We start from the raw sequence: 24,220 nt of genomic DNA, 5'->3' as shown, positions 1-24,220 counted from the left end.
TGTGGTGATTAGATGCTCTTTTTAATACTTAGAAGCAGCATATGGCATACATTCTATTTTCTGAATAATTGAAGGTTTTGAGAGGACATAATCGTATAAATATCGAACTTAGTAGTAAGTCACTGCCTGTTATATGATTAAAGATTCTTGGTTTACAGTGCAAACGATTGATGATAAAACTTATGCCATTAGCGAATGTGGGCATTGGGAAAAAGTCCATTCTTTTTTGCTTATCGGAGAAAATAAAGCTGTGCTTATAGATACAGGGCTTGGGATTGATAGCATAATGTATTTAGTAGCAATAGAAGGTACTGTAAATAGGTAACTTTCTTTAAGGTTTACGAAAGAATTTACTAAAAAAATCTGTATTTTACACACTAAATATAAGGTGGAATTAACTTTATTTTCCTTTTTGTCGCTATTAACATGAGAGGAATGGTTGTTTTGTCTAATAAATTAGAAATAAATAATGATATTCGAGATAATTTACGTTCCGACTGTTCAAGTTGTTTTGGTTTGTGCTGCGTAGCTTTACCTTATGCACAATCTGCTGATTTCGCATTTAATAAAGATGGCGGGACTCCTTGTCGTCATTTACAGCCAAACTATTCATGTTCCATTCATAAAAACCTTATCACTACGGGATTCAAAGGCTGTGTGGGGTATGAGTGTTTTGGTGCAGGTCAAAGAGTTTCTCAAGTTATATATATAGGAAATGATTGGAGAGCTAACAAAACAAGGGCTAAAGAAATGTTTGAGGTATTTCCTATTGTTCAGCAGCTGCATGAAATGCTGTGGTATTTAAGTGAGGCACTCCAATTTCAAGCTACAAAACCAATTCACAATGATTTAAAAATTTCTTTTGAAGAAACTGAAAGCCTGATCAAACAAAGCCCAGAGGATATTTTAAAAATTGATGTACATGAACATCGAATGAAAGTGAAGGACTTGCTTGTACGTACAAGTGAATTGGTACGTCCTAAAACATCTAATAAAAAGTTGGGAAAGAAATTCAAGCGTAGTAGTGACTATATCGGTGCTAACCTAAGAAGAGCTAATCTTAGAGGAGCTAATTTAAAGGGAGCGTTATTTATAGCTGCTGATCTTAGAGATGCGGATCTCCGGTTAACTGATCTTATTGGTGCAGACTTTAGGGATGCTGATTTGAGCGGTGCCGACCTGACAGGAAGTATTTTTCTTACTCAGGCACAGGTGAATGCGGCAAAGGGAAATGTACATACAAAGTTGCCGTCTGCTTTAGCAATCCCAGAACATTGGGTAAAAGGAGGAGCTCAAGGACTAGTTCAATAGTTCTTGAGCTCCTTTTTTATGCTTAGAACCGCGCTTATATAAACTGTATTTCTATAAATGGTAAATTTTTAAAAATTTAAGTGATTATCTTTTTAAATAGTGATAACTTTTTCATTGCAGTAAATATTGATGAAAAAGGGGCAGAGTGAGATGAATATGAAGATTGATACTTTACCAAATTACCGAATTGCATATGTGAGGCAAGTTGGGCCATATGGTCCTCATAATGTTAAAGTGATGGAGAAGTTAAAACGTTTGGCTAAAAAGAAGGGATTGTTTACTAAAGATTCAATAATTCTGAGCATCGCACGGGACAATCCTGAAGAAACAGCTCCTGAGAATTGTCGCTATGATGCTGGTATCGTCATTTCTAGTGAATATTACGTTGACGATGATTTTAGTGAAGATCAATTAGTAGGGGACAGTATGCAATATACAAAGTTAAGCATACTGCAGAAGAAATTCAAAAAGCGTGGGCTACCATTTTTTCTGGCTTGTTAGAAGCGGGTTATGAAGTTGATCCAAGGCCAATCTTTGAACGATATTATGGTGACAATAATGAGATTGATTATTGTGATATTTGTGTACCTATAACATTAAAAAAATAAGAGCTTTTTATTTGAAGATCCTGAACTTCCCTAGAAGTTTAAGATCTTTTTTCTACTTGTAACGCGTGTTATGATAGCTATTTTGTAGGCTATACAAACTAAAAAATAGATGGGTGATGCTTCTATCCATGCTACGCGAAGATTTATTTGAAAGAATAAGTAAACTTAATTCTGTCATTATTTCTTGTTAGGCTTTAATCGTATTTGAAAAGGGGTATAGTATTCTTTAGTCAAGGCGCCAGAATAATTGCCGCAAACGTTATACCGTTTGCAATCAATATAGCTACACTGCTCTAAAAACAGCTGTACACCCCAAAACAAATGGGAGAACATCCAGTTTTGACAGACAAGAATGCAAAGCGTAGAATTGTTCTAACGAATAGACAATTTACTAGTTTAAGATTCTTGAAATTTAGGTTGATTTTATATAAGGGAGCGTACACACTTGAAAAATCAGTTTGCTCAATTAATACAGAATAATGAAAGCGTTCATATTTACTATAATATTGACGACATGAGAAGTTACTTAGATAATCTTGTGTCTTATATTGTGTCGGGAATTGAACAGGAGAGGCATACGTTAGTTATAGAAAGTGAAAGATTAATTCCATTAATTTTTGAAAAGTTAGAGGAAATTCTAACTGAAGACCAATTAACATATATACATACTATTAATAATTTTGATTATTACTGTTCAAGTGGAAGTTTTCAGCCTGCTATAATCTTTGAACATCTCTCTCGACACTTAGATCCCTTCTATAAAAACAATAGATCTTTTCAAATATGGGCTCATGTAGAATGGGGACAGCAAGAAGGAATTGTACCTATTTTAGAAGAGTTTGAAAATGAAGCAGACAAATTAGTAAATAAAGGCGGATTACATTTAGTATGCGCTTATGATGAAGAGAGAGTACCAGAAGTTCTTAAACTTGCTTTAATGAAGTGCCATCCATACTTAATTTTAGAAAACAAAATTATCCCATCCAATTTATATATAATGACAGATGCAGTGTAATTGATATTTTAGTTGGGATTTACTCATAAAAACCAAGGCAAGTCCACAGGTAAATAGAGAACAAATAAAGAGGCTTATAATTTAAGGCTCTTTATTTGTTGTTTTCTAAAGTTATTATGCTAGCTGAAATTGCATTTTGAATAGCTTGTTTAAGTTTGTAGGAACTTATGAACAGAAGGAAAAAGCCTGCATAACTGTGCATGAAATGTCGGATAGCCTTATTCAAATCCTGCTATTCTGATAATAAGGGAGGTCATACAAATGGATTTGCTTAGAAATATGAATAGAGCTTTACACTATATTGAGGAGAATTTAACCAATGATATCGATTTTAGAGAAGTAGCAAGGCTGGCTCTTTGCTCTGAGTATCACTTTAAAAGGATGTTTTCTTTTCTTGCAGGCATTACTTTATCAGAATATATTCGCCGAAGACGTCTTACACTTGCAGCATTTGAACTTAAAGATAGTAACATCAAAGTCATTGATGTTGCGATCAAGTACAATTACAGCTCACCGGATTCGTTTACAAGGGCTTTTCAAAATCTACACGGTATAACTCCTTCGGAAGCTAAAAAAAATGGGAGTTCACTTAAAGCATTTCCAAAAATGACCTTTCAGTTATCAATTAAAGGAGGAAATGAAATGAATTATCGAATTGAGGAAAAAGAGGCCTTTCATATCGTTGGTATTAAAGAAAGAGTTCCGATAATTTTTCATGGAGTTAACCCAAAGATTGCTGCTATGTGGGAAAGCTTGAACGATGAAACAATACGTAAATTAAAAGAACTTTCTAATGTTACACCATTAGGTTTGCTTAGTGCATCTGTGAACTTTTCTGAAGGGAGAATGGAGGAAAAAGGGCAGCTGGACCATTATATCGGTGTAGCCACAACTAAGGATTGTCCCGATCATTTAGTACAACTTGAAGTGCCCGCTGGAACATGGGCTGTATTCGAAGCAGTCGGGCCATTTCCTGACACATTACAAGATGTATGGGGACGAATTTATTCAGAATGGTTTCCATCCTCAAATTATGAACAAGTAGAAGGACCGGAAATCTTATGGAATGAACATAAAAATGTAACGTCGCCAACCTTTAAAAGTGAAATATGGATACCGGTGTTAAAAAAGTAATGATGACTCCGTAATGGAGAGAAAAGGTAGATCGCAAATGTGATCTACCTTTTCTCTTTTATAGCTTTCTATAAAATACATTGCGTTGACTAAATCTGTACAAGCCTTACATAAAAAGCAGAAAAAGCTCCCTATTTCCGTAGGGAGCTTTTCTGCTAGGAGAATTATTTCTCACATAGTCGATACGTTGCGGTATCTTGAGTAGTTTAAGTAAAAAGTGGAATATTATTCGCTTTTTAACTTACAGCTTTTAATTTTAATCTTGCTTTAGAGTTCAAGCTCCATAAACTAAATAATACGGTCATTAACCCAAGTACGACGCTAGACCAAAGCACCCCGTCTGTTAATGAATAAATAAAGGGAAAAAGAATAAACCATAATCCGGTAATGAGCGAAATCCAATTTTGCCATAAATTCCATCCGGGTTTAGTAACTCCCCAAAAAGACATAATCACTTGAAGGCTTCCAAATACAATACTTGCTGAAGTAGCCCCTGCATCGTATGAAAACCCAAGCATCCAAGGGGCAATAACAAACCAAATACCGATTACAGCGTTAATAATACCTCTTGTTTTCACCATTATCCCTCCTCGATGTATGACACTCTGTATGATGTCATACTTAAACTACATGTTTGTAAGTAACGTGTGTTGAGTATTCTTCAACGTTTGTTGAGATTTTTTCAACTTTCCATGTAGGAACAAGCACTTCTGTTGATGAGTTCTCATAAGATGTTTCAAAATCAAGTATAAGAAAGAGAGTGAAAAACAAATGTACTATTGTGTTAATTGCTGCAGATTGCAAAATGAAAATTTTATTAAAAGTAAGTTATTTGAAAATGGAGTCTATATAGATCCATTTGTAGGAGAGAAAATTCCTTTAGGTATGTGTGCGCATAGATGTAACCATGAGTCATGCAAACCATGTGAAAAAGAAAAAATCATCAAAAAGATTGTGCCAAAGAAATTATCTAAATTAAAGAAAGCAATAGAGTATTTACCTGCTCATCGTCCAGAAAAAGTTCCGTTTTCACAATAAATAGCGGTATGCCGCGTTCAGTTCCCTTAATAAAACGCAGTCTTTATTCCGTAAGTTGATTCATCACTAGTTGTACAGCTATTGCATCGTCTAGATATCCAATTGGAAAGACGTAGTCTGGGATAATATCGGTAGGCAAAATAAAATACAATAGCGCACTTCCCAAAATAGAGCGCTTGGCAGCCGAGGTTTCTTCGCTGCAATATTCAAGATACATTTGCTTTAATTGATCAATAAAGGTACCAACGCTGCCTACTTGCTCTATTTTGGATTGAAAGTTATCTAGAATCATGCTGTGTCCTTCGTCGGTCTGTGCATATTGCTTGTATTTTGTTAGTTCTTGTTTTACACGTTCAATCGTAAAGTTTGTATCCACTATATCAAAAGATTTAAGTATTTCTTGAATTTTATCAATGGAGTAATGAATGCCTGTTTCTACTTCATTTTCTGTATTGTTTGAAGCAGCTCCAGCAGGGTCAATTAATGCTTCAAGAGGCGTATTTAAATAATGCGCAAACTGCTTTAAATGATGTAGATTTGCTTGCTGCTTTCCATTTATAATCCGTGAAACAGTTGCCGTATCAATCCCCGTAAGTGAGCTGAGCTTCCGCATAGATAAAGCATTTTCCTTTAATAAAGACCTCAATAACAGACCAAGGCTTTGTTCATTTTTGGTGTTAGACATTGTGATTCACCTCTTTATATTTTTCAACGCGCAGTATTTATTTTATTGAAGGTTTATCAACAATATATGCAACAAGTAAGCAAATTTCCTCAATATTATCATCAAAAGGAGGATACAAAATGGAATGGTTATTCATTTTAGGTTTTGCCCTATCATCAAGTATAGATAACTTTGGCGTAGGAATATCTTATGGAGTACGAAAAATCAGGATAAGATGGCTTTCTAATTTACTAATAGCAGCTATTTGTTGATTTCTATGGTAACTACTTTTGAATATCGTGTTCATCCACAAAATTATGATAAAATGGAAATGTAATCAAGGTATTTCTATATATTAGGGGGATATAAAGTGGAATATATTGATCAAATAACAAATGCGGCGGTGAATGGAGAAAGTGAAGAGATAAAAGCGTTATTAAATAAAGAGCCATCTTTACTTAGCGCTTTTAATTCAGATGGGTGGACACCTTTACATTTAGCTTGTTATTTTGGGCAAGTGGATAGCGCTAAGTTATTGTTGTCGCTAGGGGCGGATATTCATATTAAGGCTAAAAATTCGAATGAAAACATGCCTCTTCATGCAGCAGTAGCAAATAAGCAAATTCAAGCTGTAGACTTGTTGCTTACAAAAGGCGCAGATGTAAATGCAAAACAAAGCGGTGGATGGACTAGCCTTCATGAGGCCTCGTTGCTAGGAGATGAAAATATGATTAAACTTCTCATCGAAAAAGGTGCAGATATCGAGATACAAAAAGATGATGGGAAAACACCTTTAGAGGTTGCAATAGAGAAAAAACAAGACAGCGCAGTTCATTTACTTACTCAGTATTTAAATAATAAAGCTTAATATATAGTAGGAGATTTTATGTTAACTAAAAATATATATAGTATGTATTTTCTATTTTCAATCTTTAATTAATTACTTATCTTTTTTTCATTTTCCATAATAAGTTTGCAATGAATGCACTAAAAAAGCCACTAGCAATTAAACAAAAACCAATTTGATATAAAATGAAATTCCAGCTGTCTCCCAAAGAAAAAAGTGTAATTCTTCCTGATTCTACGATATCAACGATAATAAATAATGAAAGTGTAATAAAATATACTAAAAAGAACTTACTGTAGAAATAGCTTTTATAATTATTGCTCATTTTAATCACCTCACCTTAATCTTACGGAATGTTTATCTATACGGTTATTATTTTAGTTGAAAGTGGCCTTAATTTAGAGGAATACTTATCATGAACCATAGTAAAGGGAGACTACATTATTTTTTATTGGGGATAAACGGCAATATGCTAACTGAAAGTGTACACTGTATTCATAATTTGGAATACTTTATCGGGAAGTATGGATTCTGAATATTTAAACTCATATGCACCTAAAGTTGCTATAATAGATATTGAGAGCAATAGAAAGGGATGAGGGTGTATGTTTAATCAATATCCGATTGGGAAATTTACGGTGAAAGAACATATTCAAAAAGAGGATATTCAAGGTTGGATTCATGACATTGAAGATGCACCAAAGCAATTAGCTGATGCTGTAAAAGGACTAACGAGTGAGCAGTTAGCTACGCCTTATCGAGAAGGCGGTTGGACATTAAGTCAAGTTGTCCATCATTTAGCTGACTCCCATATGAATGCTTATACCCGTTTTAAATTAGGGTTAACAGAGCAAGAGCCTACTATTAAGGCATATGATGAAGTGGCTTGGTCGAATCTTCCTGATAATGAGTTACCGATAGAAATTTCTCTCCAGCTTTTTTCAGCTTTACATAAGCGTCTTCATAAAGTGTTAAACTCACTTGATGAAATAGATTTAAAGAAAACGATCCACCACCCTGAAAACGGGGAAGTGACGATTGAGCAATTAATAGCCACTTACGCTTGGCATGGAAAGCATCATATTGCTCATATTACCACATTAAGAAATCAAAAAGGATGGTAGAATAACATTTAATATATGTGACTTCTGAAAAGAGGCTGGGACAAAAGTATTTTAGTTGAAGAAAAATCAGAACAGTTAATCAATAGTATCGATTAATTGTTCTGATTTTTTATTGATAGGGTGAATGTAGGTTTCATTTATCCCATTTGTTCGTCTGTAGATTCGATTGATTTAGCTATGTCTCAATCTCTTTTTTTATTAGTACCAATAGCGGTGAGTATGCTAACTAAGAATGTATGAAGTATACAATACAGAAATTTTGTTTTTATGCGTAGAATTGTTACTCAACCTTAATTTTGGAAAATGGTGATTATAAATGAAATACGGTGAGAGAGAATTTACATTACAGCTAAGAAACAGAATCAATAAAATCGAACAAGAATTAAGAGATGTCACGATGAAACTCGAACAAATATATACGCCTTTATTTCAGAAACAAAACTTAGACCTTTTTGTGAAGTTTGAGGTTACGAACGGTGATCATTTTGATAAAGGGTATGAATCTGTAGTCATTATATTTATCAATGATGATATAGAAGGAGATATGCTTGATTTTTATAACGTAGTAGTTTGGAAATGTAGCCGTACGTTTTTAGGTATACCACTCTCGAAAAAAATCTTTGGAAGCAAAGTAATAGGAGACCTAGTTGGTGAGTCACTTAGCGATATAAAAGTTGAGCTTGAAACACACTTAGATGATTTTTTAGAACTTCCCGATTAACAGTGTTTTTTCTTGAAATATTTCAATAGGTTGTCTAAAAGTAGTTTTATAATTTGTTTTTAATCTTTTGATTTTAATTAGAAGGTTGTGAGAAGCAAATGTTATAGAACATGATTAGTTTATTTTTAGACAGAATAAGTCCTCTTTTAGAATTAATTAATACTGTTGCTTTGATATCGATTGTTATTTTATTAAGAAATAAAAGGAAATTGTAATGACATTTAATAAATTCAAATGATATGGGAAAATATGCAGAAGTTAGAGAGTCGCAATCAATAAAATTTTAAACAGAAGACTGCCTGAATAAGATTCTTCATACAGCTTTTTTGGTTCTAATAAATGACATTATGCTAACTAAAGAGTATACAGCTTAAAAACAGAAAAACTTCCTCAATGTGTTAAGGAAGTTATCTCTAATCCTGAATAGTAATTCATTCATCCTGTATCTGGCCATTATATTGTACGGTGATGACTTATTTTTATAAGCCATCAGGTCTAACTTTTGAAACACCTAAGGCAAGATTTTTCCACAAAGTTTGTTCAACCGCTTCGGCGTCCGCAGCATGACAATCAACAATGAGTATGACTTCGGAATGTTTGCCACGTAGAAGCCGTTGATTTTTCCTGATTACTTTAAACATAAATATTTTAATTCCTAATCCTAAGATAAATCCGCTAAAAGCACTAATAATCCCCCAATAAATAGGTCCCCAGCTTAGTTTAAAACCAATACTTGCACCAATGACTGAAAAGGCTGTGGCTAGAGCCATTCCTAAATCAATAAGAGAAACACCATCTGCTCGATGAAGGCTATCAAAAATCCGGCGGTCTTCCGTTCTATTATTAAGAGGAACGATAAATATGTCCTCTTTCTTTATTCCTTTTTTTTCTAGATCGGAAATAGCTAATTCTATGTAACTGGAGTATTCAAATGTAGAAAAGATTTGCATATTTTCACTCCACCTTTTTTCCTTTCACAATACAAAAGCTTGGGTGTTGATACATTTTCTCGAAGAAGTTTTTCTGCACTCTTTCAACAAGTTTATTATTCTCAACGGTATTCATATAGGAATCAAAGGTAGCAAAACCATATAGAGAAGGAAAAAATAACAACCATTCTTTATTTAAAACGGAAGTAGCCTGTTTTATTTCTCCTAAAAATAGAAGAGAAATACCCTCAAGTAGATGAGAATAATAAAAGAAAACGACTGCCCAAATGATAACAAAGAAAGCACCAATGATCCGATGAATATAGAGTTGTCCTAGACCTGGCATCAACAAGGACCAGATAACGGATAAGATGGGATTCCGTTTATCTAAATAGTTTATTTCCATGGATCCTATACTAAAGGAGTTGAACTGATGATTTTCTCTTTCAGCTAACACGTATATTTTATTTAAATCAACGGTTGTTCGGTAACTATCCCATATAGCAAAAATATAAACGGGAATATAAATAAGAAGCCATCTTGTATCAAGCACGTCTTTGGCCATATCAATGTTTCCTTGAAAAGAATAAATCATGGCTAAATTCACATGAGATTTAAGGTTTATAATGACCTCCCATATAAATAATACAAAGCCGCGAAGGTATTTAGACAGTAGTAAGTGCCCAAACCCTGGAAAAGCTGCTGACCACCAAGCAACAATATAGGGGTTTCTTAAATGAATTTGAGTCGTTCCAAAGGTACTAACATGAGCAATATAGCGTCTTGCAGTATTGTCATTTTTATAATTATCCATATACAATCTCCCATAATTTGGAATGGATTATACTTTTTATACCTATCATTCATATTTAATTTTATACCTAGTATTCATATTTAATATGGTCTTGTTTACTTATTTTATGCAATCCATTGATATACACTTAATCTTTATCAAAATGGAGAATTCGTTGACGAGAAAAAGCTCTTTATTTTTCCATAGAGAGCTTCTTTACATGTTATTTTTGAAAATTGGTATTATGTTAATAAAGAAGTAGTTAGATGCTTCATAGCGTCTTGACTCGTTTGTTCATGATCTAGCATTATGTTCACTATGTTTTTATATTCTATACAACATAAAAACGGAAAAAACTACTGCTCCTGTGCAGTAGTTTTCCTAGTCGTTGAAATATAGATGTTGTGTTGATAATTCTCTATTGCATCTTGAGTAGTTTGCTCAAGTTATCAATAACTCATGTACTAAAAAGAAAAATACACCTTAAATGAGGATTTCCAAGCAATGTTTCGTAGCATGTGGTATGGTTCACTTAAAGTGAAATCTTCACGTTTTATAGTAATTTCATTATCAACAATCCGTGTTTTTTGACTTGTGAAGAGGTGGTGGAACTAACCAGCCTTTTTCTTTGTTAAGTCGCAAAAACTTTCCACCAAGAGCTACTTTTTGCATGTGAATTTGACCAAACATTGCTGCGATATCTTCACGAATAGATTGGCCAATCAGTTGACTACAAGCAACTAGACCAGCAGCTATATCCAGTGAAATAGCCGCAGCAACTTCGGGATCTTGAACACGTGCACCTACTGGAATATCATCTAAACAAGCTTCTGGACGTTCAGGCGGAGTTGGAGGTAAAGCCACTCCATTTTCTTTTAATAGCTTTTCTACACCTTTCATTTCCTGCTGACATTGTTCAATCGTTTCTTGTACCAACTTATGTAGATCCTTGTCTCCTACATGATTTAGAAACGTTTGATAACCAGCTACTAATCCTTTTGAAGCAGAAAGAAACGACCATGTTCCAAATACTTCACCATAATGCATCGGTTCATCTGTAGGATTTCCACTTAAAATACCCATTGTTATCCTCCTTAACATATTCATAATAATGTGCCACCTTTCTTACTATGCACACACTTAACGTCTCCATATCATGTTTCATTATTCTTCTAGATATAAAAAAAGAATTTTATCAGTGAATACAATCTACTATTTTACGTATACTATTCAAGCTGCCTATAAGGGCATAAGTCACAATACCCTTGTTATACAGAGAGCTGCCTTCTTTGGCAGTTTTTTGTTTTGTCATGCTTTATGTGGCTTTCTGCTTATGACGATAAATAGAAAATGTCCATAATAAAAGGAAGAGTGGATACCCACTCTTCCTTCAGCCATCAATTATAAAGTTGTCTTAGAAGCGTCCGCCGCCAAGTTGTTGCTCAGCTAATTGCACAAGACGCTTTGTGATTTCGCCACCTACTGATCCGTTTGCACGTGCAGTTGTATCAGCACCAAGGTTTACACCAAATTCGCTAGCGATTTCATATTTCATTTGATCGATTGCTTGTTCAGCACCGTATACTAATAATTCATTGTTGTTGCTGCTTTTGTTGTTTGCCATGTTGTGTCACCTCCTTGTTTTTCTTAAGTTTCCTAGGGGCCAAGAAGTATATACACGGTAAATTATGGATGTTTATTTCTTGATCAAGGTGACATACTAATTTTTAGAAACAACCGACACTGTAAAAAGTGGGATTAGATGTTTCATTTCCTTGTTATCTAAAAGTTGCCATGTGAGAAGAGGATTGCAATTGCTATTGCAATCCTCTTTAGGTACCGTATCAATGGTTATTTTTATACGAAGCATAAAATTAAAAATGCAAGAGAGGAAGGGGTTATATTGTCAAAGACACGTCAGAAAAAAGAATACTGTAAAAAGTGCAGAAAAGAAACTATACATACCCTCACAGAAGATGCTTTAGAAATTAATTGGTACTGCCATGAATGTCATTCACAACACGATATTGTAAAAACATTTTTTTAATCATTTCTTAAAGTTTCATTCTCCAATAGACGGATAAATAACTATTTTTTAGATATATCCATAACTAAACTCCCTATTCGCCTTCGCTATTGAATTTCATTTTGTACGATTATAGAAGCAGAGAAGAACGGGTAAAGTAACCGGGAAGATTTTTAGTGGAGGTGAACGAAAAGTGAGCAGTAGGGAAAGAGATCTTATAACCATTGAAGATGAAAAAGGTATTGAAAAACAATACGCAGTTGAGGCTTTATTTGATATGAGAAATCAGACTTATGCTTTGCTGCAATCGAACGGGGAAGCGCTGTTGATGCGCGTTGAAGATGAAAAGGGTGAACAATATCTTGTTGGATTGACCGATCCTGAGGAACGTGACTCCATTTTAGATGCTTATCAAATCGCTGTAGAGGCTACGCCTGCTGACGAAGAATTTCGTTAATGTGATGAGGAGTGCGTTATGAAGAAGAAAATTGTAGATGCAGCTCATTTGGAGCAAAAAACGCAGATTGAAAAAGTGATCAACGGAATGACCTTTACGAAAAATTTCCGGTCTGCTACAGCAGAAGAATGGTACGTATTTCTTCCAGGTTATGAAGATCCAAGAACAGGTGGAGCTGCAGGAAAAGCAATGATTCATTATAACCTTTATGGAAATAGAGATGTGTTTATTAACACTACAGTCATCTTAGATGATCCAGCACTATTTAGAACAGAAATCCACCCTCTTGTTTATGCAATTGCAGATGAGCTGGTCAACAGGCTAGTTGGCTATGCTGATACCTTGCTGTCTGTTCATGCCGGTGAAAACTCTTTTGATGCAGAATATAAACAAAAAAATAATTAATCTTGATTTATTCAATATCTTTCCTTAAGTATGTGTTTTTAAAAAGTTGCTCATTTGAGCAGCTTTTTCTTTTTTAGAGGAAATATTAGTATGAAAGCTAACTTGTATGAAAGCTTAAAAGGAGGGGAAGCTAAGAAAAAATGGCTTTGATACGGAGGAACAGAAAATTGCAAAAAAAGAATCGATTAACATCTCCTGAAATGGCAAATTTATGGACACACTATATCCGTGAAACATTATCTATATGTGTAAATAAATATATGCTTCACACGATCCAAGATCCTGAGATACATAGCCTTTTTCAAACAGCTCTTCACTATTCACTTAAACACATAGATACTTTAAAAGCATTATTTAAGAAAGAGAAGTTTCCTATTCCTAAAGGATTTACAGAAGAAGACGTAAACTTAGAAGCTCCTCCTCTATTTACGGACGTTTTGTGTCTTAAATCCCTTTATATGATGAGCACACACGGACATAATGAAATGAGTTTATCTTTTACGACTTCCTTACGTCCAGACATTGTTGATTTTTATTATCAGTGCAACCTTAATGCGATGGAGATTTATAAAAAAACTAAGGATCTTCTTATTTCAAAACAACTTTATCAGCAACCACCTACTTACATAACACCGAACAAGGTGGAAATGATTAAACACTACCACTATGTAACAGATGTGTTCGGTAAACAGAGACCGATAAATACAATAGAAAGTGGACATGCTTATTTTAATTTACACAGAACATTTATTGCGAAAGCGATGATCCTTGGCTTTTCACAAGTTTCAAAAAATCAAAACGTACGAGCATTATTAGAAAAAAGCCTGCAAGTAAAAAACAAACACATTGATGTGTTTTCATCCTTATTAACCAAAGACAACCTTCATCTACCTCAATCATGCGAAACAGAGGTTACAAATTCCAATATTTCTCCTTTTTCAGATCGGCTTATGCTTCTTCAAACAGGTTTCCTTTTTGGTGTAGCAGTTACTTATTATAACGCAGCTCTCATTGCAAGTATGAGAGCTGATATTTCAGCACACTATGAAAAGGCGGCCTTGGATAGCTTGTGGATTTATAGCCGTATTGGGAAAGATATGATTGATAATCACTGGATGGAACAGCCTCCTCAAGCAGATGACCGTAAAAGGTTAGATGATTAGAAAAACGTTCTTAGTAAATAATGTTTCATCCTCCGAGCATGCTACTGAAGGTGTTTTAAAATATTACGTATAAAGAGAAAGAGCTACTGTTCAGGAGCAGTAGTTCTTTTGTGTTTAGGTTGTATATAGTATTTTAGTTAACATAAAACGGACAGTAATCAAGAAAAGAAAACAAACTATAAGCCTATTTTTCGTACGGTCTATCAAAATTATTTCCGGGGGGATTTTTTTAATTATAAAAAGGATCTAACGTAATAGAAGTAGGTGATGCTCATTATCATATAAGCTACTATAAAAAAATACCACAGATAACAAATGAATATAACTTTAAATACCTTATAAGTATAAGTTTACCATATTAGGATTTTTATATATAATCTATGGAGGTTGTTACTTACACATTTTGAGGAGGAGAAAAGAAATGAAGAAAACGTTTGTCGCATTAATTTTTGCTTTATCCCTGGTTGTATCTGCATTAGGAATTCAGCCTTCGAATGCTAAGGCCGAAGCAAACCACAATCCGGTTGTTCTTGTTCATGGAATCAGCGGTGCGTCCTATAACTTTATTGCTATCAAAAACTATCTAATCGCTCAAGGGTGGGATCGCAATGATCTTTATGCTATTGATTTTATAGATAAGACAGGCAACAATTTGAATAATGGACCTCAGCTTGCTCGATACATTGATCAAGTGTTGAAAGAGACGGGAGCTAAGAAGGTAGATATTGTTGCTCATAGTATGGGGGGAGCAAACACGCTGTACTATATTAAATATCTAGGGGGAGGGAATAAGATTGAAAATGTCGTGACGTTAGGAGGGGCGAATGGTTTAGTTTCTTCGACAGCACTCCCAGGTACAGATCTTAATCAAAAAATTCTTTATACGTCGATCTACAGCATAAATGATCAAATTGTTGTTAATAGTCTCTCTAGGCTGCAAGGAGCAAGAAATATTCAACTTTATGGCATTGGACATATTGGATTGCTTTCAAATAGTCAGGTTAACGCGTACATAAAAGAAGGGCTGAATGGCGGTGGACAAAATACAAACTAATTATTTTTCAGTTGGACAAGACAGGCTCGACTTTTATATATTGGGGATTACACTGTTTGCCTTTGTTTTTCAACAGCATGTACCCGATGAAACACAACCGAAGTCAAAGCAGCTCCCACGTCGAAATAGAGCAAACTTAAAAAAGTACCTTAGTTAATCGAGGTACTTTTTTAAGTTTTTGTACAAAGAATCGAGGATTAAAAACCGCTCAAATTGATTTTCAATCGCGCATTGCGCCTGCTTCTCGAGAAGTCATTGCACCTTGTCCTTCACTTACGTCTCTTTGGATTTCTTGTTTTACTTTTTGTGCATTTGTTGCAGAAGCTGCTGGTTTCTCAGTAAAACCCGCCTTTTCTTTAGCTAATTGATGTTGCTGCATATACTCTCTCCTTCCTTTTTTATTCGTACAAAAAGGAAGAATGGGTCCCCATTCTTCCTTCAGCCATCAATTATAAAGTTGTCTTAGAAACGTCCGCCGCCAAGTTGTTGCTCAGCTAATTGCACAAGACGCTTAGTGATTTCGCCACCTACTGATCCGTTTGCACGTGCAGTTGTATCAGCACCAAGGTTTACACCAAATTCGCTAGCGATTTCATATTTCATTTGATCGATTGCTTGTTCAGCACCGTATACTAATAATTCATTGTTGTTGCTGCTTTTGTTGTTTGCCATGTTGTGTCACCTCCTTGTTTTTCTTAAGTTTCCTATTGTGGAAGAAATGTATTCGTGGTAAATAATGGATGTATATTTCCTTGTTAGGATGACATACTAATTTTTAGAAACAACCGACACTGTAAAAAGTGGGATTAGATGTTTCATTTCCTTGTGACTAAAAACTAAACGCTTGCCATGTGTAGGAGAGAGAATGACAACTCGTTTGTCATTCTTTTTTCACGTTCATGGGTATACTATTTGAATGACAAAGGACTAACTCTGTAAAGAGTTAGTCTTTGGCTTAATAAAAATGATTGCTATAGCTATTTTAAGAATTGTGTTTAGTTATTCTATCCATTGCTTCTTGAACTGCATTTACAACAAAAGGGTCTTTTTCTTTCAAATCATTCACGCTGATTTCACCTGATTGTAAACCTCTGCAAATTTCATGGATATCTTCTTCAATTGTAATCGGCAGCTTACTTTCTGTAAGCATGTTACTTAATTCATTTGCTAACATTTTTTATTGATCCATGAGACGCCCTCCTCGTCATGTAAAAGTATAAAATGCCCAAACTTATTTATTTTCTCTTCCTTCTTGCTGATTCTGTACTTTTTCAATTCCAGTGTTTGATTCAAATCCGACTCGATAAGTTCCTGATTTTTGTTGCTTTACTGACTCTGGTATTTGATACTGCTCAAAATCATCCTGAAACTGTCTTGTGCTTGGATTTCTTTCCACTTATATTCCTCCTCAGTAAATTAAATTTTGACGTTTTAGTTTCCCCATTTCGTAAAAAAATTAAGCATGTTGTACATGTCTCTTAGCAACAAGTATCTATTTAATTCTCGGGAAATAAAAATATAACTTAACCTTCCACTTATTTTATCTTCAAATTTTCAAACAATATGGCTAGGAGGTGTTTTTATGCCAAAGAAAGACTTTGAAGGCGTTGATAATTCAGGAATTGCAGAAAGAGTTGATTATAACAACTATAAAAATAAAGATAGCAATAATGATCCTACGCTTAACCGTATTGTCGAAGAAGATGGGCGTGCCCTTGACCCGAGGGAAACCTTAGAAAATTTCTTTACTGACCTTGAAGGTGAAGAGCCACAAGAAATTACAACTTAATAAAAAAAGTAGAAAACGGCGGATCTTTTTAGCGAAAAGACCTACGAAACGTAGATATTTTCATTAGAGAACCTGCTGTAAACGAGTTAACATGGTTTAAAAAATGAGGACTATTAATAGAGGTGAAGTTAATGTCGCATACAGAAACTGAACGAACAACGTATATGTATGATCCTTTCACTATACAAGGTCTTGAAATGAATATACCTAAAGAAGACGAAGGCAGCCAACCGCTAATAAATCGTTCAGGACTGAGTACCTCTACGTTCAAAACAAATATGAATAGAGAACATTTTGAACGTTATATTTATTAGCAGGAGTATCCTGCTGCTTTTTATCTTATAAAAAGATCCTTCTATTTTATATGCTAGAAGGATCTTTCCACTAAATATTCTCATTTCAGTATAGTAAATCAACTGCTTATTCCTAACGTATTGGAGATTTCATCTTGGTTTTAGGTGTGGATAGGTAATAAAAGTGGTTAGTGTTTTTTCATATATACTGTCTGTACATCGATTGTAGAAAGGATTTAACGAAATGCAGAAGCAAACCTTAATTTTTAATTTAGACGATACGCTTGTTCACTGTAATAAATATTTTAGAGACACCATAAATGCTTTTGTGGCTCAATTGCAGGAATGGTTTGAGAATCTGACTAAGGAAGAAATAAAACAAAAGCAGTTAGAGATAGATTTAAAAAGTATAGAAAAGTATGGCCTTCACTCTTCTCGTTTTCCAGAATCATTAGTAGCTACTTATTTATTTTTTAGTGAACAAAATCATCAAGATATCCATGAAGATAGAGTCGAAAGAGTCAAGAAAATTGGTCAAAGTGTATTTGAAGTACCGATAGAGCCTTTGCCAAATATGTATGAAGTATTAGATAAGCTTAAAGAACAAGGACATAATCTCTATTTACACACAGGTGGAGACGAGGAAAATCAAGGTAGAAAAATTGTTCAGCTAGAGCTAGCTAAATACTTTGAAAAAAGAGTGTTCATTTCTGAACAAAAAGATACACCTGCATTAAAAGAAATACTAAACCAAATTAAGTACGATCCAAAAAAGACTTGGATGATTGGCAATTCATTAAAAACCGATATAAGACCGGCAGTAGAAGTTGGAATACATGCGATTCACGTACCTTCTGAACTGGAATGGAGCTACAACCAAGTTAAAATTGATATTGCGCCAAAAGGTAAATTGATAACCGTTAATTCATTGCTGGAAGTTCCAGAAATCATCCAAAAGCATGCTCAAGAAACGGTTGTGTCCACCTAATACTAGGTCATATGTAAACACAATGCACAGAAGCAGCTAACCGTTGATATAAATCTAAACCTTACTCAACAATAAGCAGATAAAGTTCTTATGTTTTTCTTAATCAACTCACATAATATACACAGGAGGTGACTGATATGGCAGATCAATCCAAAGAATCAGAAAAAATGATATGTGAAGATCATAATTCTCCAGTTGATGAAAGAAGTTACGATTTATACGAAGCGACGCGTAATTCACTTTTACGCAATGAATTAGACGATAAAAACAAAACCATTTTAAATAATATTGATAACGCAGCGATGGATGTGAATCTTGAGGAATAATGGACATAAAAAAACCTTCTATTTCTTAATATCATAGCTAACTAAGGGTACACATTTCTTTTTCTCTTAGTAAAGAAGACCTTAAATAATTAGGGTCTTTTTTAGGTATTTCCCAAAACATTCTATGGTTGTTTCAGATACAGTAATAGGAGTCTACTAACAGCAAGGAGAAGATTTTTAATATGAGAAACAACTATCCTTATCAGCACTCTAATTACGGTGATTATCAAGGGGCTATGTATCCTCAGCAAGGTAACTGCGGTTATCCTCAATCTAAACCTTGTGGTCAATTGCCTCCTCAAACCATGCCTGCTCAGTATGACCCAGTTAAGCAAAACACATCTTTTACTGGTCAAGATGTGTTTGTTCCAGTGGTGCATCCTAGCCATACCACAAATGTTTATCAAAAAAATTATAAATATATGCACTCATTCCCGCATACAGAATCCGTTGTATATCAGGAAACGCATCAACATTTTTGTGCTCCAAGCTGTCCTCCTAGAACTCGGCCTTGGTGCTAATAGCCAAAAAAGCCCCTTCATTTTAACAATGAAGGGTTTTTACTATGTGAAATTTATGATGTTATTTAGCTGTCGCTAAACAAAGTAGCCTATTTTAGACCAAAATCCAATCGATATGAGCTATGTCTACATATAATACCTTAACCCATGTATATTTAAAGTTTTTTCCTTTAGTTAAATACAACGAAAAGAGGTGTTTGTATGTCTAGTTATGGTGGAGCTGGTTCTGGTTTTGCTTTATTAGTTGTCCTGTTTATTCTTCTTGTCATTATTGGATGCAGCTGTTACGGCCGCGGATTTGGCTATTAATAACAATAAAAAAGTCTTTCTCTAATTTGAGAAAGACTTTTTTATTCTAGGTTGTGCGGGGTTGCTTTTATACGCAATAGAACTGATTGGGCGGAATTCAAACAATCTATTGCAGAGGGAGTAAAACTCATATATGGGATCTGGGGATGCTTCATTGTATGTAAAAGAAACTAAAAGGTTATTATTTTTTATTTATAGTGATATAAAACGTAGTCTATCCACTTCGTGGAGCAAATTTCGTTTTTCATCATATGCTAAATGTATGAACGAGAAGGAGGTGAAGTTTATGTTCTTTGGCGGTTATGGCGGAGGTTGTGGCTATGGTTATGGCGGCGGCTGCGGTTACGGCGGTGGCAGTGGTTTTGCTTTAATTATCGTGCTGTTTATCTTATTAATCATTATTGGCTGTGCTTGTTGGGGAGGATTTGGCGGTTGCTAATTATTAGCCTGCCTTTATCTCTAACTTAAAAAAGTTAGCTTTATGCTAGCTTTTTTTATTTGTTAAATGGGGACATGTATAGTGATTAGTACTCACATCTGCTGCGTTAACCAATGGTTTACAGCTTGTTACTAAGCGTTTATGGAGTTTTTTACATAAAAGAATTGAACATACGATTCCTAAAGTATGAAAGTTATTATACTCAGCATAAGAACCATGAATATTTGAAATAAGTTTAGTTGAAAATTCACCTCTTTGTTTTGGAGAAATCATGTAAAATAATGATAAGAGGAGGGATGGAAATGAATGGAACAGACACAATAGTATTAAATATAAAAGAGATTAGAAGAAGAAGTATAAAGGTTTGGCAAGCAATTCCTGATGATAAACTCGATTGGAAGCCAGATAAAGAAGCTATGACATGCGTAGAAATGGTTCGTCATGTCTTGGAGTCAGAATACTATTATCATCTAGCTATCAAAAATTTGGGCAGCTTAAAGGAATTTGATTCTCCTTTTGAAAAAAGACCATTACAATCTATAAAGGATGAATTGGAGTTTGCAGCATCATACCACCAACAATTTTTAGACATGATTACTACTTTTTCTGAAGAAGATTTAACTAACATTCAAATAGACCGTTCAGATGTTGGTTATATTCGTTCTTTAGGGGATATGTTGATGCGGATAGGCTATCATGAATCCGTACACGCTGGACAACTCTTACAGTATTTGAGAATCATGGAGGTTGATCGACCTAGAATATGGGATTAAATCAATTAAATAATATGTATATCATAGATAAAGTTAGTTATCGTAATGTCCCTATTTGCTAAGAAATATTTTTTGTATTTATAGAAAGCTCATTGCTTGTAATCTGTGCTTTTTGCATGTCAATTTTACCAAACATCGCTGCAATATCTTTCCGAATAGACGAGCCAATTAATTAGCTATAAAACTATACCAGCAGCTATCTCCATGGAGATAGCCGCTGCGACTTCTGGATCTTGAAAACGTGCTCTGCATAGAATATCATCCAAACCTGCTTCTAAACGTTCAGGCGGAGCTGGGGGGAAAGCTACCTCATTTCCGTTTAATAGCTTTTCTGCGTCTTTCATTCATTAGATGAATCAAAATATGTTTCGGCGCTTATTCTCCGTGCTTTAGTACTATTTATAAATAACCTGGATCCTCTGTAGAGTCCAGGTTATTTAATTGCTTTTAAAAACGCAATAAATTATTCTAAATTCCGATCTAACAATATGCCAGTTTGCTCAGCTATGACATCGGTTGGAACGTGCATGCCATTTTTAAACCACCATTCTACTGTCCCTACAACAGCTGAGGCAAAGAATTGAACAACAACTTCTTTACTTAACCCTTCGTTTTCACCTTTAGTTATATCAACTTCAGGACTATACTCTTGGATGACTAACTCGAGAAAACGGCTGCGGAAATAATGTGCGCCTTTACTTTCTAACATGGTGGAAAAGAACAGGTGGTGGCGCTCAAAGTATTCAAACCAAATATAATTTCCTTCTTGAAACGTCATATCAGCAGCCGAATGGCATAGTTCCTCGAGATTGTTCATATGCTCTTCAATCATCTTATCTAGTAAATCGTATTTATCCATGTAGTGAAGATAAATTGTGCCTCGGTTAACGTTTGCTTTGTCAGCAATGTCCTGAATGGTAATGTCATCAAATCGTTTTTGGGTCATTAACTCAGTAACTGCTTTTTTTATAGCCTCTTGGCTTTTGAGTATTCTTCTATCGACTTTAGCCACTTTAAAACCTCACTTTTTTTAAAGATATTCAACAATATCTCTTCATTTGTTGAGTAATCAACGAATCGCCTTTAATTAGCGATTGAAAGGATCTTATTTGCTTTTATAATTATAGACAGATGTTGATTAATCAATCAATATTGATTTTCAGCAGACAGGTAGATACTTTTAAAACTATAGAAAAATGAACTTCAATAGGAGGAATGTTTGTGAACCGCATTGACAGGAGTATAGAAAAATACAAGCAGCTGTTTGGCGATGGTGTTCCAGCTACACATGTTACCGATCCGGATTTTCAGGACATTCTGAGCCATTTTATTTTTGGAGAAATTTTTTATCAAGGTGAGCTAAATGACAAGGAGCGCGAGCTAATTACATTGGTAGTTCTGGCTACTAACCAGACGTTGCCTCAACTAACAGCACATGTTAGCGCAGCGCTGAGTGTTGGTCTAACACCTGTAGAAATTAAAGAAGCTGTTTACCAGTGTGCACCATACATTGGATTTCCAAAAACGTTAAATGCCATCGATAAAGTTAACGAGGTTTTCAAAGCAAAGGAAATTGTTTTACCGATAGAGAGTCAAAAGACGGTAAATGAACAGAATCGCTCTCAAAAAGGGCTGGCTACTCAAGTAGAGATTTTCGGGGATGTTATTAAAAAAATGCAGAAGAATGCTCCATCGAATCAAACGCATATACAGGAATATCTTTCGGCTTTTTGTTTCGGAGATTTCTACACCCGCAGCGGACTTGATTTGCAAACAAGAGAGCTATTAACTCTCTGTATTGTAAGTGCGTTAGGTGGTGCTGAAGGTCAAGTGAAGGCACATGTACAAGGGAATCTGAATGTGGGAAATGCCAAGGAACAATTGATTGATGCAATCACTCACTGTCTTCCATATATGGGCTTTCCAAGAACACTAAATACATTAGCTTGTATTAATGAAATTAGCCCTGAAAACTAAGAGAAGAAAGTAAAGAATCTCTGTTTTATGTGAAGATTTCCCTGATAAGAAATGGGAAACCAAAGTATATAGGACAAGTTACTACAAAAAATAGAACAATTCAAAGGAGATAAAAAACATGTTTAACGAAACGTATAAATTATCAAACGGTGTAGAAATGCCGCTATTAGGCCTTGGTACTTGGCTGCTTGATGATGAACAGGCAGCGCAGGCAGTGCGTGATGCGGTCTCTAATGGGTACCGTCACATTGATACGGCTCAAGCTTATATGAATGAAGCTGGTATAGGCGAAGGAATCCGTTCTAGCGGTGTTGAAAGAGAAGAGCTTTTCATTACAACAAAGGTTGCAGCAGAAGCAAAGACTTATGAGGAAGTTACGGAGTCCATTGATGAGTCTTTAACAAAGATGGGGCTGGATTACATTGATCTTCTCATTATCCACAGTCCACAGCCTTGGACGGAGTTTAGAGAAGAAAATCGCTATTTCGAAGAAAACAAAGAGGCATGGAAAGCAATGGAGGACGCTTATAAAGCAGGAAAGGTAAAGGCAATCGGTCTTTCTAATTTCCTTCAGGATGATATAGAGAATATTCTTTCAAGCTGTGAAATCAAGCCTATGGTCAATCAGGTATTAGTACATGTGAGCAACACGCCTTTAGATTTAATTGAGTTTTGTCAGAAGAATGACATCTTGGTAGAAGCATATTCGCCAATTGCACACGGTGCAGTTCTTGATAATAAAGAAGTTAAGGTAATAGCTGATAAATATGGGGTATCTGTCGCGCAGCTTTGCCTACGCTATGATATTCAGCTTGGTCTTGCAGTAATTCCTAAGACCGCAAACCCAGATCATATGAGAATCAATGCAGAGCTTGATTTTGTGATTAGTGATGCAGATATGGAAATTTTGAAAAATGTCGAACCTATTCAGGATTATGGTGAGCATAGCTACTTCCCGGTATTTGGTGGGAAGTTGAAGTAAACATGTAATAGCAATGAATGAGCCAAGACATACAACTATGAATGATATTATTGGAGGAATCAAAATGGCAAAACATGAAGAAGTAAAAAATGGCGTTATTTTCCCAGTAGGAGAAAAAAACGAAGCGTATGCACAATTTTTTGTTGGACAAAGCTATCTTCAAACATTAATCGCCGATCCCAAAGTGAATGTCGGAGTTGGAAATGTGACCTTTGAACCTGGATGCCGCAATAACTGGCATATTCATCGTGATGGATTTCAGCTTTTATTAGTAACAGGTGGCGAAGGCTGGTACCAAGAAGAAGGAAAACCTGCACAATTCTTAAAAGCTGGAGATGTTGTTGTTACACATGATGGTGTAAAACATTGGCATGGTGCTGCAAAAGACAGCTGGTTTGAACACATTGCCATCACTGCCGGTACGCCGGAATGGTTAGAACCAGTAACGGATGAGGAATATAACAACATAAAATAATAGATTGCATATATGCTAGAAACAAAAAAACCTACGGATTATTGGTAATAATCCGTAGG

The 24,220-nt window shown here is 35.0% G+C and carries 36 protein-coding genes and 2 pseudogenes; 25 read left to right on the top strand and 13 right to left on the bottom strand.

Annotation, left to right across the window (positions count from 1 at the left end):
• Positions 1-133: 133 nt before the first annotated feature.
• The 5 genes and pseudogenes from MKY06_RS19290 to MKY06_RS19270 all read left to right on the top strand — a co-directional run bounded on the left by MKY06_RS19290 (position 134) and on the right by MKY06_RS19270 (position 4,068).
• Positions 134-325: a hypothetical protein gene (locus MKY06_RS19290; RefSeq protein ID WP_013058466.1), complete on the top strand. Its 192-nt coding sequence runs from the start codon at positions 134-136 to the stop codon at positions 323-325.
• 119 nt (positions 326-444) lie between these two features.
• Positions 445-1,311: a pentapeptide repeat-containing protein gene (locus MKY06_RS19285; protein WP_223268984.1), complete on the top strand. Its 867-nt coding sequence runs from the start codon at positions 445-447 to the stop codon at positions 1,309-1,311.
• Between the two features lie 150 nt (positions 1,312-1,461).
• Positions 1,462-1,919, top strand: a pseudogene (locus MKY06_RS19280) (AraC family transcriptional regulator).
• A gap of 445 nt (positions 1,920-2,364) precedes the next feature.
• Positions 2,365-2,934: an MEDS domain-containing protein gene (locus tag MKY06_RS19275; protein ID WP_064472004.1), complete on the top strand. Its 570-nt coding sequence runs from the start codon at positions 2,365-2,367 to the stop codon at positions 2,932-2,934.
• 261 nt (positions 2,935-3,195) lie between these two features.
• Complete coding sequence (locus MKY06_RS19270; RefSeq protein ID WP_013058462.1) at positions 3,196-4,068, top strand: AraC family transcriptional regulator; 873 nt, start codon at positions 3,196-3,198, stop codon at positions 4,066-4,068.
• A gap of 236 nt (positions 4,069-4,304) precedes the next feature.
• Here MKY06_RS19270 and MKY06_RS19265 read toward each other — a convergent pair whose 3' ends face one another.
• Positions 4,305-4,649, bottom strand: a complete 345-nt coding sequence (locus MKY06_RS19265; protein ID WP_035439096.1) for an SPW repeat domain-containing protein — start codon at positions 4,647-4,649, stop codon at positions 4,305-4,307.
• Between the two features lie 190 nt (positions 4,650-4,839).
• On the opposite strand from MKY06_RS19265, the gene MKY06_RS19260 reads away from it, so the two are divergent.
• On the top strand, positions 4,840-5,106 hold the full coding sequence (locus tag MKY06_RS19260; RefSeq protein ID WP_029323587.1) for a DUF3973 domain-containing protein: 267 nt from the start codon (positions 4,840-4,842) through the stop codon (positions 5,104-5,106).
• 43 nt (positions 5,107-5,149) lie between these two features.
• Here the strand turns inward: MKY06_RS19260 and MKY06_RS19255 are convergent, their stop codons facing one another.
• Positions 5,150-5,791: a DUF1232 domain-containing protein gene (locus tag MKY06_RS19255; protein ID WP_029323585.1), complete on the bottom strand. Its 642-nt coding sequence runs from the start codon at positions 5,789-5,791 to the stop codon at positions 5,150-5,152.
• A gap of 119 nt (positions 5,792-5,910) precedes the next feature.
• Between MKY06_RS19255 and MKY06_RS19250 the strand changes: the two are divergent.
• Positions 5,911-6,039: pseudogene (locus tag MKY06_RS19250) on the top strand (sporulation membrane protein YtaF); the annotation flags it as partial.
• Positions 6,040-6,140: 101 nt separating this feature from the next.
• Positions 6,141-6,638 (top strand): ankyrin repeat domain-containing protein, encoded by a 498-nt coding sequence (locus tag MKY06_RS19245; protein ID WP_057273796.1) that lies wholly within the window; start codon positions 6,141-6,143, stop codon positions 6,636-6,638.
• A 76-nt stretch (positions 6,639-6,714) separates the two neighbouring features.
• Here the strand turns inward: MKY06_RS19245 and MKY06_RS19240 are convergent, their stop codons facing one another.
• Positions 6,715-6,942 (bottom strand): hypothetical protein, encoded by a 228-nt coding sequence (locus tag MKY06_RS19240; protein WP_098279172.1) that lies wholly within the window; start codon positions 6,940-6,942, stop codon positions 6,715-6,717.
• 280 nt (positions 6,943-7,222) lie between these two features.
• Here MKY06_RS19240 and MKY06_RS19235 point away from each other — a divergent pair, with 280 nt between their 5' ends.
• Positions 7,223-7,741 carry a YfiT family bacillithiol transferase gene (locus tag MKY06_RS19235; RefSeq protein WP_098322284.1) on the top strand — a complete coding sequence of 173 codons (519 nt, stop codon included), beginning with the start codon at positions 7,223-7,225 and terminating at the stop codon, positions 7,739-7,741.
• Between the two features lie 316 nt (positions 7,742-8,057).
• Positions 8,058-8,462 (top strand): hypothetical protein, encoded by a 405-nt coding sequence (locus MKY06_RS19230; RefSeq protein WP_289917142.1) that lies wholly within the window; start codon positions 8,058-8,060, stop codon positions 8,460-8,462.
• Between the two features lie 479 nt (positions 8,463-8,941).
• On the opposite strand, the gene MKY06_RS19225 is transcribed toward MKY06_RS19230, so the two are convergent.
• From MKY06_RS19225 to MKY06_RS19210, 4 genes are all read right to left on the bottom strand, one after another.
• Positions 8,942-9,412, bottom strand: coding sequence for a hypothetical protein (locus MKY06_RS19225; RefSeq protein WP_013058455.1), 471 nt, complete (start codon positions 9,410-9,412; stop codon positions 8,942-8,944).
• A 4-nt stretch (positions 9,413-9,416) separates the two neighbouring features.
• Positions 9,417-10,205 (bottom strand): hypothetical protein, encoded by a 789-nt coding sequence (locus MKY06_RS19220; RefSeq protein WP_055990542.1) that lies wholly within the window; start codon positions 10,203-10,205, stop codon positions 9,417-9,419.
• Between the two features lie 549 nt (positions 10,206-10,754).
• Positions 10,755-11,267 carry a DUF3231 family protein gene (locus MKY06_RS19215; RefSeq protein WP_013058453.1) on the bottom strand — a complete coding sequence of 171 codons (513 nt, stop codon included), beginning with the start codon at positions 11,265-11,267 and terminating at the stop codon, positions 10,755-10,757.
• 331 nt (positions 11,268-11,598) lie between these two features.
• Positions 11,599-11,808: an alpha/beta-type small acid-soluble spore protein gene (locus MKY06_RS19210; protein WP_013058452.1), complete on the bottom strand. Its 210-nt coding sequence runs from the start codon at positions 11,806-11,808 to the stop codon at positions 11,599-11,601.
• A gap of 595 nt (positions 11,809-12,403) precedes the next feature.
• On the opposite strand from MKY06_RS19210, the gene MKY06_RS19205 reads away from it, so the two are divergent.
• From MKY06_RS19205 to MKY06_RS19190, 4 genes are all read left to right on the top strand, one after another.
• On the top strand, positions 12,404-12,667 hold the full coding sequence (locus tag MKY06_RS19205) for a DUF1292 domain-containing protein (RefSeq protein ID WP_013058451.1): 264 nt from the start codon (positions 12,404-12,406) through the stop codon (positions 12,665-12,667).
• An 18-nt stretch (positions 12,668-12,685) separates the two neighbouring features.
• Positions 12,686-13,072, top strand: coding sequence for a hypothetical protein (locus MKY06_RS19200; protein WP_013058450.1), 387 nt, complete (start codon positions 12,686-12,688; stop codon positions 13,070-13,072).
• 167 nt (positions 13,073-13,239) lie between these two features.
• On the top strand, positions 13,240-14,235 hold the full coding sequence (locus MKY06_RS19195; RefSeq protein WP_289917116.1) for a DUF3231 family protein: 996 nt from the start codon (positions 13,240-13,242) through the stop codon (positions 14,233-14,235).
• A 421-nt stretch (positions 14,236-14,656) separates the two neighbouring features.
• A complete protein-coding gene (locus MKY06_RS19190) occupies positions 14,657-15,289 on the top strand; it encodes an esterase/lipase family protein (protein ID WP_013058448.1) in 633 nt (210 codons plus the stop codon).
• 220 nt (positions 15,290-15,509) lie between these two features.
• Here MKY06_RS19190 and MKY06_RS19185 read toward each other — a convergent pair whose 3' ends face one another.
• From MKY06_RS19185 to MKY06_RS19170, 4 genes are all read right to left on the bottom strand, one after another.
• On the bottom strand, positions 15,510-15,668 hold the full coding sequence (locus MKY06_RS19185) for a hypothetical protein (protein WP_013058447.1): 159 nt from the start codon (positions 15,666-15,668) through the stop codon (positions 15,510-15,512).
• A gap of 83 nt (positions 15,669-15,751) precedes the next feature.
• Positions 15,752-15,961 (bottom strand): alpha/beta-type small acid-soluble spore protein, encoded by a 210-nt coding sequence (locus tag MKY06_RS19180; protein ID WP_013058452.1) that lies wholly within the window; start codon positions 15,959-15,961, stop codon positions 15,752-15,754.
• Between the two features lie 310 nt (positions 15,962-16,271).
• Positions 16,272-16,463 carry a hypothetical protein gene (locus MKY06_RS19175; protein ID WP_035439093.1) on the bottom strand — a complete coding sequence of 64 codons (192 nt, stop codon included), beginning with the start codon at positions 16,461-16,463 and terminating at the stop codon, positions 16,272-16,274.
• A 57-nt stretch (positions 16,464-16,520) separates the two neighbouring features.
• Positions 16,521-16,685 carry a hypothetical protein gene (locus MKY06_RS19170; RefSeq protein WP_176525699.1) on the bottom strand — a complete coding sequence of 55 codons (165 nt, stop codon included), beginning with the start codon at positions 16,683-16,685 and terminating at the stop codon, positions 16,521-16,523.
• 186 nt (positions 16,686-16,871) lie between these two features.
• On the opposite strand from MKY06_RS19170, the gene MKY06_RS19165 reads away from it, so the two are divergent.
• The 8 genes from MKY06_RS19165 to MKY06_RS19130 all read left to right on the top strand — a co-directional run bounded on the left by MKY06_RS19165 (position 16,872) and on the right by MKY06_RS19130 (position 20,727).
• Positions 16,872-17,078 (top strand): hypothetical protein, encoded by a 207-nt coding sequence (locus MKY06_RS19165; RefSeq protein ID WP_029323568.1) that lies wholly within the window; start codon positions 16,872-16,874, stop codon positions 17,076-17,078.
• 131 nt (positions 17,079-17,209) lie between these two features.
• Complete coding sequence (locus tag MKY06_RS19160; RefSeq protein ID WP_013058442.1) at positions 17,210-17,392, top strand: hypothetical protein; 183 nt, start codon at positions 17,210-17,212, stop codon at positions 17,390-17,392.
• A 223-nt stretch (positions 17,393-17,615) separates the two neighbouring features.
• Entirely contained in the window at positions 17,616-18,359 is a 744-nt protein-coding gene (locus MKY06_RS19155) for an HAD family hydrolase (RefSeq protein WP_057273790.1), read from the top strand.
• Between the two features lie 137 nt (positions 18,360-18,496).
• Positions 18,497-18,685: a hypothetical protein gene (locus tag MKY06_RS19150; protein WP_013058440.1), complete on the top strand. Its 189-nt coding sequence runs from the start codon at positions 18,497-18,499 to the stop codon at positions 18,683-18,685.
• Positions 18,686-18,867: 182 nt separating this feature from the next.
• Positions 18,868-19,206: a CotD family spore coat protein gene (locus MKY06_RS19145; RefSeq protein WP_041816604.1), complete on the top strand. Its 339-nt coding sequence runs from the start codon at positions 18,868-18,870 to the stop codon at positions 19,204-19,206.
• Between the two features lie 201 nt (positions 19,207-19,407).
• Positions 19,408-19,515, top strand: a complete 108-nt coding sequence (locus MKY06_RS19140) for a YjcZ family sporulation protein (protein WP_016766356.1) — start codon at positions 19,408-19,410, stop codon at positions 19,513-19,515.
• A gap of 286 nt (positions 19,516-19,801) precedes the next feature.
• Complete coding sequence (locus tag MKY06_RS19135) at positions 19,802-19,954, top strand: YjcZ family sporulation protein (RefSeq protein WP_013058439.1); 153 nt, start codon at positions 19,802-19,804, stop codon at positions 19,952-19,954.
• A 302-nt stretch (positions 19,955-20,256) separates the two neighbouring features.
• Positions 20,257-20,727 carry a DinB family protein gene (locus tag MKY06_RS19130; RefSeq protein ID WP_057273788.1) on the top strand — a complete coding sequence of 157 codons (471 nt, stop codon included), beginning with the start codon at positions 20,257-20,259 and terminating at the stop codon, positions 20,725-20,727.
• A 176-nt stretch (positions 20,728-20,903) separates the two neighbouring features.
• Here MKY06_RS19130 and MKY06_RS19125 read toward each other — a convergent pair whose 3' ends face one another.
• Complete coding sequence (locus tag MKY06_RS19125) at positions 20,904-21,071, bottom strand: hypothetical protein (RefSeq protein WP_170960220.1); 168 nt, start codon at positions 21,069-21,071, stop codon at positions 20,904-20,906.
• Between the two features lie 119 nt (positions 21,072-21,190).
• Positions 21,191-21,739 carry a TetR/AcrR family transcriptional regulator gene (locus MKY06_RS19120; RefSeq protein ID WP_029323560.1) on the bottom strand — a complete coding sequence of 183 codons (549 nt, stop codon included), beginning with the start codon at positions 21,737-21,739 and terminating at the stop codon, positions 21,191-21,193.
• Positions 21,740-21,948: 209 nt separating this feature from the next.
• Here MKY06_RS19120 and MKY06_RS19115 point away from each other — a divergent pair, with 209 nt between their 5' ends.
• The 3 genes from MKY06_RS19115 to MKY06_RS19105 all read left to right on the top strand — a co-directional run bounded on the left by MKY06_RS19115 (position 21,949) and on the right by MKY06_RS19105 (position 24,161).
• The gene (locus MKY06_RS19115; RefSeq protein ID WP_029323558.1) at positions 21,949-22,704 is read left to right on the top strand and encodes a carboxymuconolactone decarboxylase family protein; all 756 of its coding nucleotides are present in this window, start codon (positions 21,949-21,951) and stop codon (positions 22,702-22,704) included.
• A gap of 118 nt (positions 22,705-22,822) precedes the next feature.
• Entirely contained in the window at positions 22,823-23,686 is an 864-nt protein-coding gene (locus MKY06_RS19110; RefSeq protein ID WP_029323556.1) for an aldo/keto reductase, read from the top strand.
• 64 nt (positions 23,687-23,750) lie between these two features.
• Positions 23,751-24,161 carry a cupin domain-containing protein gene (locus MKY06_RS19105; protein ID WP_029323553.1) on the top strand — a complete coding sequence of 137 codons (411 nt, stop codon included), beginning with the start codon at positions 23,751-23,753 and terminating at the stop codon, positions 24,159-24,161.
• The last annotated feature ends 59 nt before the right edge of the window (positions 24,162-24,220 follow it).

The organism is Priestia sp. FSL P4-0332 (genome assembly GCF_038005845.1).
Lineage (GTDB): Bacteria > Bacillota > Bacilli > Bacillales > Bacillaceae_H > Priestia.
This window is presented reverse-complemented; position numbering and strand designations above follow the sequence as displayed.

Coding starts and splice junctions, on each gene's coding strand:
- MKY06_RS19290 (WP_013058466.1), top strand. CDS start 134: ATGATTAAAGATTCTTGGTTTACAGTGCAAACGATTGATGATAAAACT.
- MKY06_RS19270 (WP_013058462.1), top strand. CDS start 3,196: ATGGATTTGCTTAGAAATATGAATAGAGCTTTACACTATATTGAGGAG.
- MKY06_RS19265 (WP_035439096.1), bottom strand. CDS start 4,649: ATGGTGAAAACAAGAGGTATTATTAACGCTGTAATCGGTATTTGGTTT.
- MKY06_RS19260 (WP_029323587.1), top strand. CDS start 4,840: ATGTACTATTGTGTTAATTGCTGCAGATTGCAAAATGAAAATTTTATT.
- MKY06_RS19255 (WP_029323585.1), bottom strand. CDS start 5,791: ATGTCTAACACCAAAAATGAACAAAGCCTTGGTCTGTTATTGAGGTCT.
- MKY06_RS19240 (WP_098279172.1), bottom strand. CDS start 6,942: ATGAGCAATAATTATAAAAGCTATTTCTACAGTAAGTTCTTTTTAGTA.
- MKY06_RS19235 (WP_098322284.1), top strand. CDS start 7,223: ATGTTTAATCAATATCCGATTGGGAAATTTACGGTGAAAGAACATATT.
- MKY06_RS19230 (WP_289917142.1), top strand. CDS start 8,058: ATGAAATACGGTGAGAGAGAATTTACATTACAGCTAAGAAACAGAATC.
- MKY06_RS19225 (WP_013058455.1), bottom strand. CDS start 9,412: ATGCAAATCTTTTCTACATTTGAATACTCCAGTTACATAGAATTAGCT.
- MKY06_RS19220 (WP_055990542.1), bottom strand. CDS start 10,205: ATGGATAATTATAAAAATGACAATACTGCAAGACGCTATATTGCTCAT.
- MKY06_RS19215 (WP_013058453.1), bottom strand. CDS start 11,267: ATGGGTATTTTAAGTGGAAATCCTACAGATGAACCGATGCATTATGGT.
- MKY06_RS19210 (WP_013058452.1), bottom strand. CDS start 11,808: ATGGCAAACAACAAAAGCAGCAACAACAATGAATTATTAGTATACGGT.
- MKY06_RS19200 (WP_013058450.1), top strand. CDS start 12,686: ATGAAGAAGAAAATTGTAGATGCAGCTCATTTGGAGCAAAAAACGCAG.
- MKY06_RS19190 (WP_013058448.1), top strand. CDS start 14,657: ATGAAGAAAACGTTTGTCGCATTAATTTTTGCTTTATCCCTGGTTGTA.
- MKY06_RS19185 (WP_013058447.1), bottom strand. CDS start 15,668: ATGCAGCAACATCAATTAGCTAAAGAAAAGGCGGGTTTTACTGAGAAA.
- MKY06_RS19180 (WP_013058452.1), bottom strand. CDS start 15,961: ATGGCAAACAACAAAAGCAGCAACAACAATGAATTATTAGTATACGGT.
- MKY06_RS19175 (WP_035439093.1), bottom strand. CDS start 16,463: ATGTTAGCAAATGAATTAAGTAACATGCTTACAGAAAGTAAGCTGCCG.
- MKY06_RS19165 (WP_029323568.1), top strand. CDS start 16,872: ATGCCAAAGAAAGACTTTGAAGGCGTTGATAATTCAGGAATTGCAGAA.
- MKY06_RS19160 (WP_013058442.1), top strand. CDS start 17,210: ATGTCGCATACAGAAACTGAACGAACAACGTATATGTATGATCCTTTC.
- MKY06_RS19155 (WP_057273790.1), top strand. CDS start 17,616: ATGCAGAAGCAAACCTTAATTTTTAATTTAGACGATACGCTTGTTCAC.
- MKY06_RS19150 (WP_013058440.1), top strand. CDS start 18,497: ATGGCAGATCAATCCAAAGAATCAGAAAAAATGATATGTGAAGATCAT.
- MKY06_RS19145 (WP_041816604.1), top strand. CDS start 18,868: ATGAGAAACAACTATCCTTATCAGCACTCTAATTACGGTGATTATCAA.
- MKY06_RS19140 (WP_016766356.1), top strand. CDS start 19,408: ATGTCTAGTTATGGTGGAGCTGGTTCTGGTTTTGCTTTATTAGTTGTC.
- MKY06_RS19135 (WP_013058439.1), top strand. CDS start 19,802: ATGTTCTTTGGCGGTTATGGCGGAGGTTGTGGCTATGGTTATGGCGGC.
- MKY06_RS19130 (WP_057273788.1), top strand. CDS start 20,257: ATGAATGGAACAGACACAATAGTATTAAATATAAAAGAGATTAGAAGA.
- MKY06_RS19125 (WP_170960220.1), bottom strand. CDS start 21,071: ATGAAAGACGCAGAAAAGCTATTAAACGGAAATGAGGTAGCTTTCCCC.
- MKY06_RS19110 (WP_029323556.1), top strand. CDS start 22,823: ATGTTTAACGAAACGTATAAATTATCAAACGGTGTAGAAATGCCGCTA.
- MKY06_RS19105 (WP_029323553.1), top strand. CDS start 23,751: ATGGCAAAACATGAAGAAGTAAAAAATGGCGTTATTTTCCCAGTAGGA.